The following is a 13,038-nucleotide window of genomic DNA, read 5'->3' as shown; positions in this document are numbered from 1 at the left end:
GAGTGAATAAGGCCCGGAGGTTATCAGCTTCCGGGCCAGTTAGTTTGTCATGGTATGGAGTTCTTACGCGCTGTGCGCCCACGAGTGCGTGCGCACGTTGCGCAGTGCTGCACGATCGAGCGTGAACGGGCCTGCGACAATGTCGAGCGACTTTGCCTGCTCCCACAACTGCGAGATAGGTTGGGCGTTGAGCCAGCAGAGTGTCAGCGCAGCAGCGATCGGGCGGAGCACCACCGCGATCTCTGTTTCCTTCGCCTTGGCGCACGCCTGCGCGAGTGAGCTGACAATGCGCGCCTGCGCTTCAGCAAGCAGTTCGCCCTGTGGTACGATCACCGAGCTCGGATCGTCGTTCCATTGCGCGAGCGCCGTGGGATAGCGTTCTTCGAGCTGCTCGATCTGCATGCCTTCCCACAACCCGTACCGGAACTCCTCGGTGCCTGCGACAGAGCGCGACTTGATGTGCATGCGGGATGCGATGATCTGCGCGGTCCGTCTGCTGGCATCCTCGTCCCCATGGAGGATGACCTTTGCAGCTGGCAGCAGATCGGCCGCGTTGGCACGATCAAGCAGGGCTGACTCAACACAAGGCAGTTCCGATCCGCCGCAGCATCGGCCGACCGCATCCCATTCCGTGGGCGCAGCCCGGATCACGTGCAGGTGAATCTCAGATGGCTTGGCCATGCAGGCGCTCCACACACAACGATTGGGCCAACACAGTCCCGTCCGTCATGGCAACACGATCCAGCGCCATCGGACGAAAACGACCAACGGCGTAATGGCGGCAAGCGTAGCAGGCCAATCCTGCGTCGTCTTGCGAGGGATTACTCGGTATTTGTTTGTTGTTTTCTGCAGCAACACTGCGCAGATGTTGCGCAATCGGATGGGAGCATGCCCTTCCACGTCTGCGTGAGATAGGGCCAGTTATCAGAATTTTGGCCGAAAAATGCCGATCCAGCCACTGCAACCCGGCATCCAGCCTCGATCGCTTCGAGCAGGGTATCGGTTCCCAAGCCGCCATCCATCTCGATCGGCAGTTTCCCGTCGTATCGGGCTCGGAGCGTACGAACTTTGTTGAGGACGGATCCGATAAACGACTGGCCTGAGAATCCGGGGTTCACGCTCATCACGAGGGCGAGGTCGAACCCATCGAACAGATCGAGGTGTGGCTCGACAGGGGTTGGCGGGTTGATGGCCAGCCCCGCGCTCATACCGTGCTGATGGATACGGTCGCGCAGGGCGCGTGCCTCGTCGTGCGAGACAACCTCAACGTGGAACGTAAAGTGGTCAGCACCGGCCTTTGCGAACGGCTCAACAAACATCGCGGGGTTGGTCACCATCAGATGCGCATCGAGCATCGCATCGGGAAGATGTTTTCTCAGGGCTTTGACCATGTCGGGCCCCATCGTCAGGTTCGGGACGAAGTGCCCATCCATGACATCCAGATGCAGCAGGTCCGCGCCGGCTGCCAGCGCTGCAGCACACTCGTCGCGGATCAGCCCGAAGTCGGCCGACAACACCGACGGCGCGATCAGAAGCTGGTCTGATGCTGGCCTGTGGACGAAGAGATTGCGTGCGGGCAGATCGTGCGGAGCCATCGATTGAGTGTAGGTAGATCCGCTGCAAAGCCGAGAAACGGACGGATGTATGCGCACAGATCGTGCGAGTTTTTACCCAAATCATGCGGATATGAGCCGATACACCTGCATCATCCATACCCTGCTGTAACGCACACGGACTCGCACAAGGAGCACGTTCCTGATGGCTGCAATGACGACGGACCTTTCCAGCATCGCGCCCGCGCTCCAGGAGGCCGGCCAGTCGCATTTGATTGATCACGCTGAGCGTCTGACCGGCGCAATACGCGATCGGTTTGTCGCCTCGCTTGCGCAGTACGACTGGTACGAGCTCGCTGGATTGGTCAGATCGCACGTGCTGAGTCACACGGAAGAAGTCATTCCGTTGCAGCTCGCGCCTGCGAGTGTGCACGAGTTGAAAGATTCCGGTGATCGTGCGCGATACCGCGAGATGGGCGAAGCGCTCATCAGCGCGTCAAAGGTCGCTGCGTTCACTGTTGCGGGCGGGCAGGGCACGCGCCTCGGGTTCGAAGGCCCGAAGGGGTGCTACCCCGCTGGTCCTGTGACAAAGAAGCCGCTGTTCCATATCTTTGCTGAGGGCATCCTCGCGACGCGCCGCCGGTACGAGTGCGCAGTGCCATGGTACATCCTGACGAGCCCGCTCAACGACGTGGTCACGCGCGCGTTCTTCGAGGAGCACCGGTTCTTCGATCTCGGGCGCGACAACGTCCATTTCATCCAGCAGGGCACACTGCCCAGCTTCGACATGCACACGGGCAGGGTGCTGCTCAGCGCGCCGGGCGAGCTCGCAACAAACCCGGACGGTCACGGCGGATCTATCACCGCACTGCACAAGTCCGGCGCACTCACGCAGATGCAGCAGCAGGGCATCGAGCACATCTCGTACTTCCAGGTCGACAACCCGCTTGTGCGCGTGATCGATCCTGTGTTCGTGGGATTACACGCGGGCGCTGATGATTCGTCCGCAGAGATGTCGAGCAAAGCGGTTGCAAAGTCTGGCCCCGCCGAGAAGGTCGGCGTGTTCTGCGATGTCGATGGGCGTACGCGCGTGATCGAGTACTCCGATCTCCCGGAAGCATTGTCAAACGAGACAGACGGCAGCGGCAATCTTCGCTACGAGGCGGGTTCCATCGCGTTGCACGTGATGGGTGTGTCGTTCCTCCAGCGTGTTGCGACCGATCCCGCGTTCTCACTCCCGTTCCATCGCGCGGTGAAGAAAGTACCCTGCATCGATCCGGAATCATTTGAGCGCGTCAATCCAGCAGAGCCGAACGCGATCAAGCTTGAGAAGTTCGTGTTCGATGCATTGCCGATGTGCAGATCGTCCGCAGTAGTGCGCACGCCGCGCGAAGAGGAGTTCGCGCCGATCAAGAACCCGACGGGTGCGGATTCTGTTGAGAGCTCACGCCTGCTCCAGACCGCGCGCGCAGCTCGCTGGCTTATCAGTGTGGGTGTGGATGTGCCAACCAACGCATCGAATGAGCCGGACTGCGTGCTCGAACTGAGCCCGCTCACCGCGCTCGATGCGGAGGATCTGCAGGGCGTATCTGTCACGATCGAGCCGGGCAGCTCGCACGCGATCTAATACTGATTTTTACGTTCCAATGATGCGCACGATCGGTTCTGGCTGATCGACCGGATTGGTCAATCCATGCTCGCAGAACGCGGGGAGATCGGTGCGCGAGAACCGCTCCCATCCCGGCGCGTGCGTTGCTTTCTCAGGCGCGCGTGTGGGATGCCAGAGATGCATCGCGATGATGTCTGTGATCGCGACAGCTGCCCTGATGCGTGGGCGCAGCTGGTACAGACGCCTGCACAGATCGTCATCATCGAACCCGTACTTTGTGTACTGCTCGTCGTACCCGTTGACGCGCCGCAACGCACTCATGCGCACGCCGTGGTGCCCGCCGATGATCTTCGGCTTGTGCGACTTGATGAGCATCGAGAGATGATGCTCGCGCAACCAGAGATGCTTCGCGTACTTTGTCTGCAAGGTTTTCAGTATCTGGTACTCGTTGGATTCGGTTGCTGGCACAAGTGGTTCAATGATGTCAGCAGGGTGTTGCACGAGTGCGTCAGCATCGATCGCCTTCGTTTGCGATTCTGTCAGATACACACGGAACGGGATTACAAGATCGACACGATTTCCTGCGTGTGATTGATAGTGCGCAACCGCGTCGGTATTCAGCAATGTGTCGCCATCAAGGACAACAACCATGTCGTCTTCATGTAACGAGAATGCTTTGTCGAGTGCGCGCAAGCCGTTGTTGCGCACCTGGTTCAGCATCGGCGTGCCCTGATGCTCTCGAAATGTGTGGACGAGCTTTGGCAATGGGCCGTGATGGGTGTTGCACTCGCGCCATGTTGTGTCGAGCAGTTCGCTGATACTGTCGTCGATCACGTCGCAAGTGACGACGATGCCGTCGGGTTTCGGGTTCAGGCCAGCAACGGATGCAACGCACGCGCGCAGATGGCGCGTCGTGTGCGTGGGAATCAGCACAAACACGCGCGGCTGTGAAGCTGTGTTTGCAGCAAGTTGCGTCATGATGCAGCAGCATCGCAGGAAACAAGTTGCGGTGCAAAGAACTTCACTGTCTCTCGCAACCCGTCCTCGGGCGTGGTGCTGGGTTTGTATCCAAGAATGTTTCTCGCCTTGGTGATATCAGCGTGCGTGCGAAGCTGATCGCCTGGGCGCTTTGGCAGGTGCTCGAATATTGCTTTTCTCCCTGTGATCTCTTCAATGATGCGAATGCCGCGCTCGGTCGATGTCTCATTGTCCGACCCGATATTGAAGATCTCGCCGATTGCCTTATCCGCGTGGTCGAGCGCGCTGATAAGCCCCTTCACCGCGTCGCCCACATAGGTAAACGTGCGCGTGTGCTGGAGTGCGCCGTCAAAGAGCGGGAACGATGTGCCACTCGCGATGGAACGGATGAGAGCTGGAAAAAGTTTTTCCGGTCGTTCTCGCGGGCCGTACACAGAGAAGAGTCGCAATGAGCACGCGGGCAAGCCTCGCTCGCGATGAGCAGCAAGCACAAGCTGTTCCGCAGCGAGCTTTGTCACGCCGTAGTGAGAGGTCGGTGCGGGCACAATGGTCTCTGGCCCGGTTGCATCTGCGCCATAGATTGATGAAGTTGCGATGTTCGCAAACAGTGTGAGTGCGCGTTGCACGTGCTGCTTCTCGCACGCGTCGACCAGTCGGTGCGTCGCAACAACATTGTTTCGTTCGTAATCCTCGAAAGATGTCGTCCGGTTGATGCCCGGCTGGGCTGCGAGATGGAAGACCGCGTCGATATCGCGCACAGCTTCCGTCAGATTGTCCGTCGCGAGATCGATCTCAAACAGCTGCAATCCGGCGTTGCGCGCGGGCTCAATATTCGCACGCTTGCTGGCAGGGTCGTAGTAGCTGTTGAAGTTATCGATCCCGACGACATCGTGCCCCGCGCAGAGCAGATGCTCCGCGACGTGCGATCCCACAAATCCAGCGGCTCCGGTGACAAGTATTCGCATCAGGGATTCTATGAGTGGAAATCGTGCTCTGGAAAGACGAACTTCAGCAGTCGTCAGCGCGTACCGATGAATCACCACATCTGCGGAGAGCTTTGATTGGGATCTGATCCGAACACATCCGGCGATGTCGCAACCCCATCGCGCCCATTACGATTGAAGCTGTGGGTGCAGGTGCTTCTATGGCTTGCATTTCTTCCTGTGCTTGCAGTTGTGCTGTGGGGGCAGCTCTTTCCGCACACGTTCAAGGAGACCGGGGCCATCCCCGTCGGGCTCGCGTGGTCCGCATTCATTGCTCGTACATTCACGTTTCACATCGGACTTGCCTTGCTTCCGCTGCTGCTGATAGCGATTCTGGTGCGAGCAAGGAAACTGTGCGTGTTGATTGTGCTGTTGTGCGTGTTCTGTGTGTCGGGATCGGCATGGACGCTCAGGCCAAAGAATCCTGTGCCCATCGCTGGAACGCCGCTGCGTGTTGCGACATGCAATGTGCTGGGAAAGAACAGGAGCTATGACGAGTACCTGCAGGAACTCGCAACGCAGGATGTTGATCTGGTTGTCTTTCAGGAGGCAAACGAGACGTGGAGCAAACACATCCAGGCAACACTTGGTTCGTCACATCCACATGAAGTATCAGTGCCGCGAGGGGGATACACCACAATCGTGATTCGTTCGCGCACGCCGTTGCACAACGTGTCCACGGTATATGAAGACGAAAGCGGGTTCAGCGGTGTGCTTCGATGCGAGATCGAGCATGATGGCCAGCGCATGGCGGTCTATGGCGTTCACCTGATGGTGCCTTTGTCGCGTGCGTACCTGCGTCGTGGCAGACTGCAGTTTGCTGCACTGGCCGAGGTACTTGCAAAGGAAACGCTGCCCGTGATTGTGCTCGGTGATTTTAACTCGCCAACCGAGAGTGCACAGCTTGATCGATTGCGATCGCTCGGGTTTTGTGATGCGTGGGATATTGCAGGGCGAGGTCGTGGCGGCACGTGGCCGAACCACGCCGGGGTTTTCTCACTCCTGCCAACGCGAATCGATCACATCATGCTGAGCCAGGCATTCACCTGCACAGATGTTGCGCTGGGGCACGGGGCTGGCAGCGACCACAGGCCGGTGTATGCAACGATCGGATTCGCTTCGCGCTAGAAATTTCCAGCTACCATCCCGCATGAAAATAACTGTTTCCATCCTCGTCGTTGGAAGTGCGCTGTGCTTTGGTGGCAGCGCGTGCGCACAATCCGAGCATGCGACCGATGCCCAGCATCCACAGACTGATCTGCCCCAATATCGGATCAGCCAGCAACGTCTCATGGACACACTCGCGGCGCTACCTACGCAGCGCAGCGGCACAGGGCGTGAAGCGCACTGGGATGGTCTGAAGCAGACAGAGCAGTATGTGGCAGATGAACTCCGCGCACTCGGTCTTGAAGTTGTAACCCAGGACATCCCGTGGAGACCACCCGGCACGCGCAAGCGGGCAGACGAACCCGACACGCCTCAGCCGCCGGTATTCTGCAATATCATCGCTGATATTCCCGGTGCGGACCCGTCGCTTGATGTCATCGTCGTCAGTGCGCACACCGATGTTGTGCCGCGTTCGAAGGGCGCGGACGATGATGGCTCCGGTGTTGCAGCATTGCTGGAGATTGCACGTGTGCTCCACGACAAACCAATGCAGCGCACGGTACGTCTTGCGTTTTTCAATCTCGAAGAAGCTGGGCTGATCGGCTCGTCGCATTATGTTGCGGAGCTGTTCGATCAGCGTGCAGCAGATCCAGATGTGCCAGGTGTGCAATGGATGATGAGTCTCGAGATGCTCGGGTATTACTCGGATGAGCCGAACTCGCAACGATCACCGATCCCACCGATCGAGAACGTGTTCGAACCGCCGACAGTGGGGGATTTTCTTGTCATCACGACTGTGAGCAGGCACCAGAAGTTCTCGCAGGCGCTCGACAAAGCGATGTTCGACGCGTGGCCCGACGCAAAGACCTATCTCGTTGACCAGTTCCCGATTGCACCGCCGGACATGCTGCGATCAGACCACGCGCCGTTTCTCTCTCGGCGTATTCCTGCGATGATGCTGACGGACACGGCAAACTTCCGCAATCCGAACTACCACCAGCCGACGGACACCATCGACACGATCGATGTGGAGCGGTACACCGCGGTTGTCCGTGCGTTGGCCGGCGCGATACACACACTCGCCGATCCGGTTACAGAAGAAACGCCTTAGCGGGATGAACCTGCGGGCACTTCGGCGTTGTTGGTGATGGTGACTGTTGGCGGGTTCTCGTCTAGTGTAGTTGTTTGATCGACTGGCAGCGAATCACTGACAGCATTGCTAATTGCATCGACGTTGCTTACACCATCACGCAATGCGGTGTTCCAGTACGCGAGGGATGTCTGCTGGACGATCTTCACGTGCTCAGCGTTTGGCTTTGCACGATCGGAGATGGACAATCGCTGTCTACCGGTAATCCCGCCGAACGAGTGGTAGGCCTCATCGATCCACACGAGCACGTGTCTGCCCGCTGGTGAGTGTTCGAACGGCTGCTTGCGCCACTCGGCGGGCTCGTTCTCGATACTGGTATCGTTGCTGCCCGAGATCGTCATGACGGGCCCACGCAATGTGTCCCACGCGCTGGAGCTGAGAATGTTGTTTTCTCCCTGCGGGCTGATGAGCAGCACAGCCTTTGCGCGCTGATCGCTCAGATCCTCGCGCGTGCGCGGTGTCACACCTGCAATGAGCTGGCTTGTCATTGCGCCATAGGAATGTCCGCCCACGCCAATACGTGCCGTATCGATGTGCCCAGCAATGTCAGGCACCTGCTCTTCGAGTGTGGCAATCGAATCCAGAACGAATGAAACATCCTTCGGCCTGTTGGACCAGTCCCGCAGTCCCTCACGCATGGTCAGGCGCTCGCGTCGTGGCAGATTCTTGGAATCGGAGTGCGTCGGCTGAACGACGATGTACCCGTTTGCAGCCCAGTGGAACGTCAGCGGATCGTACATCTCGCCCGACCCGAACAATCCGTGACTGAACACGATGAACGGCAGCTTCGTGTCGTTTTCTGATTCGTCTCGCAACGAAATTGGGTACACAACGCGAATCTTCAGATCTTTGTTGCGCGCATCGTCGTGTAGTGTCAGCAGCATTGTTGCTACATTGTCTTTGTCGGGATCGATGGTCTGCGCAACCAGCGCGGCGTGCTGCTGCGTGCGCTGTGCGATTTTCCCAATACACGATCCGAGCAGTGCAACTCCCGTAACGGAGAGTGTGATGAGTGCGAGTGTGAATCTGTGCATCATGATGACTCCACGGGTGGTTCTGTGTTGCAACGAGCGTTGGGGCCCGATGTTGCAGGGCCTGCTCGGCTTTGCGGTTTATCGGCCTGTGTAACCCGTGCTGGTCTCTCTGATTGGCCCCACATCACGCAGGATTTCATCATCAAACTGCAATCGGGTCGCAAATCCGTGCTTGTTCTGATCGATACCAGACCAACACCGGCGTGGGCTGGCAGCTCATGGTCGGCATCGTCACTCGGTTGCATCAGGAGATCAGTTTCATGACAAAGCACACAGTTCTTGCGCTTGCGGGTCTGCTTGCGCTGCCAGCCGTTGCAACGGCACAGGCACATCGTTCAAATCACACCACGCCGCGCGCAACGCCGTTCACCGGCCGAAACGCCCAGCCCGCGCAATCGCGTACACCGCGCGCCGCAGATCCCAAGGCGAATGAAAAGACGCCGTCGAACTCGAATACATCTCACAACGAACCACACTGGGGTTACAACTATGGCCCGTCCGACTGGCACAAGCTCGGGCCTGAGTGCGCAGCGTGTGCAGAGGGCAAAGCGCAGTCGCCCATCAACATCCCCGAGAACACACCTGTCAACTTTGGTGGCATCCAGTTCTATTACCAGCCCTCAGCACTGAACATCGTGAACAACGGGCACACGGTGAAGGTCTCCTACGACGAAGGCTCGTACATGGAGGTCGAGGGCAAGCGCTACAACCTGCTCCAGTTCCACTTCCACGCGAAGAGTGAGCACACGTTCGATGGTCAGCACGCTGACATGGAAGTCCACTTCGTCCACCAGTCTGAGGACGGCGAGTACGCGGTTGTGGGCGTGTTCATGAACCGTGGCGACGCGAGCAAGGTGTTTGGGCCGGTTTGCGAAAACATGCCCGAGACCGCTGGCGAGCCTGCAACGGTTTCCAATGTGACAGTTAATGCCGCCGACTGGATTCCGAAGGATCAGGGCTACTACCGGTACGACGGCTCATTCACAACGCCACCCTGCACAGAGCAGGTCAAGTGGTTCGTGATGGCAACGCCCATCGAGATCTCCAGCGCACAAGCGAGTGCGTTCGAGTCGCTGTACGCCAACAACAACCGTCCAGTACAGCCGATCTTCGCACGCTCGTTCTACTGGAGACCGGAAGCAACATACGCAGACGCGACAGAGGCTGGTACCAACGACAGCCACTGATTTGTACTGCGGTTGAGTGAATCAACAAAGTCATGTTGATACGCAGGACGCGTATCGCACGCAGGGGGCGTCACGGACGACGCCCCTGTTTTATTTTTCAGTCGTACATTGATGAGAGAAAGCCCAGGGATTGCAATCCCTGGGCTTTGGTTCTTTCGATTCAGTGAATGTGATCTACAACCGGCTGTTGCGATCAAAGTGCTCAAGCATATCGTCGATCGCGCCATCCATCGCAGCATCGAGCTTTGATTCAGTGTCGTACCCGCCATTCAAGACCTGTGCGCGGACACGACGGACGAGCGCCTGACGCTCGGACGACATGGTCGACAAAGCATCTTCGAACCGGTCCTGTTCCTCGGCGAGCGACTGCGCTGCTTGCGCGGTGCGGGTTGCGGAGTAGGCACTGGCGAGCCCTGCAGCATGAGAGCGCGCCTGGGCATGGCGGCCGGGGATGTGCGTGCCGAACGCCGATGCGGTTCTGCGCTCGATGGGACGCGATGATACAGCACGCTGGTCATGCTTTGCTTCTGCAAAGAACTGGGTGAGCGTGTGCGCCTGGGCGTTATGTGCTGTTGTATCCACCAGATCCTCCCGTGTCCGAACCATCTCGCGCTGAGACAAAGACCCAGCAACCGAGTCACCACGACGATCCCAGCTTGCGCACCACTTCGCAAACTGGTTGCTCGCGCGAGCGCTGCCCACCACAGGCACGCGATACGCGCCCGATCTCATCTCAGCGTGGAGCACGAACGCACACCTGCTGATACGAAACCGGTCAGAGCACCATCCCTGGCTGGTTCTGGCACAGACGGGACATGATGGTGTCTCATCTGTTTCGTGCAACCCCGCATCCGATTTGATCGGATCGGAACTGCACGCCAGCGGTCGGGCCTTCGTCGATCCATGACGTTGGCGTGTCAGACTACGATCCTTCGCAGTGCTGCCGACACCAGCATACATCGGCGCGTGGTTTTTATGCAGACGATATGGAAAATTTCGTACGCAATTTTTGCATGTTGGGTCTGATTGTGAAAAGTTTGTTGATATATTATTGGACTCATCATCCTGAGAACTCAACGGGTCTATTGTGTGTCCGTTCCATCGCATGGTTGGAGTCATCGGCATGAAACCCGTACAAAGACCAGTTTTTCGGCTTGCTTTGTTCGGGTTATGCTCGATTATTTCTCTGATTGGGTGTACTAGTGGCTCTTCAGGCACGCGTCAGCCAGCGCAGGAAGCACAGCAGGGCGATCCGCTCCAGATCGCACTTCGCGACTTTGCGCCAAGGGCTCGGAGTCTCAACGAAGAGTTTGATCAACCCGCACCATCGTTTGGATTGGATCCGGATGCCGCTTCTGCCAATGCCAGCGCTGGACTGATGAGTGATATGTTCACGACTCCAGCAGCGGGACACACCGTCTCCCCGACGCCAACAGGTGAGCTTGGAACGAATGATGGCCTGGATCAGCAGACCTCGTGGTCAGTGGTGATCGCATCGCTCACAGGTCAGCAAGCCGAGACAGAAGCGCAGCGGGTGCTGCAGCTTGCCACTGCTGCGGGGTTTGATGCGAAGGTGCAGCGTCGCGGCTCATCGATCGTTGTGACGACCGGCGAGTTCGAATCGCTCGACAATGCCGGCTCACAACTACTCCTGAAGCAGGTGCAGTCATACTCCACTGGGGCTGCGCGTCCGTTTGCGAATGCGATTCTGATGCCACCGAGCAACTTCACAGCGGGCCAGGTGCCCGAGTACGACCTGAGCAACATCAAGCAACTCTTTGGAAAGGACGCGCTCTACACGCTGCAGATCGCGGTGTACCGGCGTGATGATCAGGAGGAACCAACCGAGAAGGACCTCAAGGAGTTTCGCGCCGCTGCCGAAACCGTGGTCATGGATCTCCGCAAGGAGGGCGTGCCCGCGTTCTACTCGCACGGGAGAAACAGCTCGAGTGTTACTGTTGGTGTGTTTGGTAACGACGACTACAGGCTCGATCCGCGCACGGGCAGAGGGATCGACGGCATGCGTCTTGCGCAGGTGCGCGAGCGGTTCCCACACTTGCTGCTCAACGGCAAAACCTTCTTCCGTGGCAAGTCAACAAAGGAAACACCGAGCCTGCTGGTGAACGTGCCATCAAACTGACAACCGGATCCATCACGCGTAGCCAATGCGTGCGAATGACAACCCGCGCGCGTTTTCGGTTTGCGTGTTCTACCGTTCTGGGTCAACGGAGGGAGTCATGTATACCAGGATGAAAGCTCTCGGATCTCTGTGCGTGATCGCGATTGTGCTCACGGGATGTTCCTCCGGCCCAGCGTTTCGACCCGATCCAAAGCCGACCGCTGTCGAACTTGCGGAAACCGCGCCAGAGGACTTTGCGATCGCGGTCACGGTCTACTCGGTCATGACAGATCGCGCAAACTGGTCCACGCTCCCGCGCCCTCGGAGGCCAGCAAGATACGTGCTTGAACCGGATGGCGTGCTCCGCGCAGCGGTTGGGCCGAGTGCAGATCGGCAGGAGTTCCCTCCCGTGATGCGCGAGTTGTCGCCTTCTGATGTTGAGGATATCTGGAGGCTTGTCCAGACCGGCGGATTGTTTAAAGCAGACCTTCCGGGCATCATCGGGAGTCCTCGCGAACTGATCGTGCGCAGATCACGCCCGACAGCGATGGTGGAACTCGCGGGCGCGGGTGAGCGCAGGCTTATCGCGACACCACTGGCAACACAGGACACACCAGCGCCGGAGCTTGAGCGCGTGATAGACAGGCTCGCGATGCTCGCATGGCAGCCGCAGTAGTTTCGCTCACTTCACTGGCCCGCTGATCCGGAAACAGTGCCCGTCAGGATGCCGGATCAGGCACTCGCGCACGTGCCATGGCATGTTCGCTGGCGCGCGCACGATCTCGATCCCGTTTGTCACGCACTCGGCATGCGCCGCGTCCACGTCGTCGATCCACCACGACATCCACACCGCGCCGTAGTCTTCCCGATTTGGGTCGGGCGTTGTGTCCGGATCGCGCTTGCCCTGCTCGTCCCTGCACAGGAAGATCTGCGGTCCCGTGCCTTCCGCTGCCGTGTTTGCGCACATTCCAGCGAACCCCGCATCGCCGTGCTCGTTTCGGAGCGCTGACGCGTCCATCATCCCGCCTTCGTTCCACGTGAATCCACGATGCCAGCCGAGTTTCTCGAACCACTGGATCGAGGCGGGAACATCGGACACATTCAGAATTGGTGTGATTGCTTTGACGTGCATGCCCGAAGTGTACAGGCGGAAGGGTCAGATGGAGGCTGAGGACGGGCGAATGCTGGGATGAGGGTGCATAGCATTGGCCCTCACAATCCGATCTGGTGCGGTGGCCGAGCGGTTGAAGGCGCCGGTCTTGAAAACCGGTGAGGGCGTTAGTCCTCCGCGGGTTCGAATCCCGCCTGCACCGTTTTC

The 13,038-nt window shown here is 58.6% G+C and carries 13 protein-coding genes and 1 tRNA gene; 7 read left to right on the top strand and 7 right to left on the bottom strand.

From position 1 onward, the window contains the following. Window positions 1–63: 63 nt before the first annotated feature. Window positions 64–681, bottom strand: a complete 618-nt coding sequence (locus tag H6815_03320; protein MCB9859458.1) for a histidine phosphatase family protein — start codon at window positions 679–681, stop codon at window positions 64–66. 140 nt (window positions 682–821) lie between these two features. Next, a complete protein-coding gene (rpe, locus tag H6815_03315) occupies window positions 822–1,595 on the bottom strand; it encodes a ribulose-phosphate 3-epimerase (protein MCB9859457.1) in 774 nt (257 codons plus the stop codon). Between the two features lie 163 nt (window positions 1,596–1,758). On the opposite strand from rpe, the gene H6815_03310 reads away from it, so the two are divergent. Beyond that, the gene (locus tag H6815_03310) at window positions 1,759–3,180 is read left to right on the top strand and encodes a UDPGP type 1 family protein (protein ID MCB9859456.1); all 1,422 of its coding nucleotides are present in this window, start codon (window positions 1,759–1,761) and stop codon (window positions 3,178–3,180) included. A gap of 9 nt (window positions 3,181–3,189) precedes the next feature. Here H6815_03310 and H6815_03305 read toward each other — a convergent pair whose 3' ends face one another. Both H6815_03305 and H6815_03300 read right to left on the bottom strand, forming a co-directional pair. After that, window positions 3,190–4,140 (bottom strand): glycosyltransferase family 2 protein, encoded by a 951-nt coding sequence (locus H6815_03305; GenBank protein ID MCB9859455.1) that lies wholly within the window; start codon window positions 4,138–4,140, stop codon window positions 3,190–3,192. After that, on the bottom strand, window positions 4,137–5,105 hold the full coding sequence (locus tag H6815_03300; GenBank protein MCB9859454.1) for an NAD-dependent epimerase/dehydratase family protein: 969 nt from the start codon (window positions 5,103–5,105) through the stop codon (window positions 4,137–4,139). The genes H6815_03305 and H6815_03300 overlap by 4 nt, the downstream gene beginning before the upstream one ends. Window positions 5,106–5,201: 96 nt before the next feature. On the opposite strand from H6815_03300, the gene H6815_03295 reads away from it, so the two are divergent. Continuing rightward, complete coding sequence (locus H6815_03295) at window positions 5,202–6,251, top strand: endonuclease/exonuclease/phosphatase family protein (GenBank protein ID MCB9859453.1); 1,050 nt, start codon at window positions 5,202–5,204, stop codon at window positions 6,249–6,251. Window positions 6,252–6,273: 22 nt separating this feature from the next. Next, window positions 6,274–7,341: a M20/M25/M40 family metallo-hydrolase gene (locus tag H6815_03290; GenBank protein MCB9859452.1), complete on the top strand. Its 1,068-nt coding sequence runs from the start codon at window positions 6,274–6,276 to the stop codon at window positions 7,339–7,341. On the opposite strand, the gene H6815_03285 is transcribed toward H6815_03290, so the two are convergent. Then, complete coding sequence (locus H6815_03285) at window positions 7,338–8,417, bottom strand: alpha/beta fold hydrolase (protein MCB9859451.1); 1,080 nt, start codon at window positions 8,415–8,417, stop codon at window positions 7,338–7,340. The two genes, H6815_03290 and H6815_03285, sit on opposite strands and share 4 nt — an antisense overlap. A gap of 257 nt (window positions 8,418–8,674) precedes the next feature. On the opposite strand from H6815_03285, the gene H6815_03280 reads away from it, so the two are divergent. Continuing rightward, window positions 8,675–9,601, top strand: a complete 927-nt coding sequence (locus H6815_03280) for a carbonic anhydrase family protein (protein MCB9859450.1) — start codon at window positions 8,675–8,677, stop codon at window positions 9,599–9,601. 174 nt (window positions 9,602–9,775) lie between these two features. On the opposite strand, the gene H6815_03275 is transcribed toward H6815_03280, so the two are convergent. Next, entirely contained in the window at window positions 9,776–10,348 is a 573-nt protein-coding gene (locus H6815_03275; GenBank protein MCB9859449.1) for a hypothetical protein, read from the bottom strand. 376 nt (window positions 10,349–10,724) lie between these two features. On the opposite strand from H6815_03275, the gene H6815_03270 reads away from it, so the two are divergent. Together H6815_03270 and H6815_03265 are read left to right on the top strand one after the other, a co-directional pair. Continuing rightward, window positions 10,725–11,741, top strand: coding sequence for a hypothetical protein (locus H6815_03270; GenBank protein MCB9859448.1), 1,017 nt, complete (start codon window positions 10,725–10,727; stop codon window positions 11,739–11,741). Between the two features lie 97 nt (window positions 11,742–11,838). Next, window positions 11,839–12,396 carry a hypothetical protein gene (locus H6815_03265; protein MCB9859447.1) on the top strand — a complete coding sequence of 186 codons (558 nt, stop codon included), beginning with the start codon at window positions 11,839–11,841 and terminating at the stop codon, window positions 12,394–12,396. A gap of 6 nt (window positions 12,397–12,402) precedes the next feature. Here H6815_03265 and H6815_03260 read toward each other — a convergent pair whose 3' ends face one another. Then, on the bottom strand, window positions 12,403–12,852 hold the full coding sequence (locus tag H6815_03260) for a VOC family protein (protein ID MCB9859446.1): 450 nt from the start codon (window positions 12,850–12,852) through the stop codon (window positions 12,403–12,405). A gap of 94 nt (window positions 12,853–12,946) precedes the next feature. Here H6815_03260 and H6815_03255 point away from each other — a divergent pair. Further along, window positions 12,947–13,033, top strand: a tRNA-Ser gene (locus tag H6815_03255). Window positions 13,034–13,038: the final 5 nt, after the last annotated feature.

Source organism: Phycisphaeraceae bacterium (assembly GCA_020639155.1).
Lineage (GTDB): Bacteria > Planctomycetota > Phycisphaerae > Phycisphaerales > UBA1924 > JACKHF01.
The sequence above is the reverse complement of the archived record's forward strand: the minus strand, read 5'-3'. Positions and strand labels throughout refer to the sequence as shown.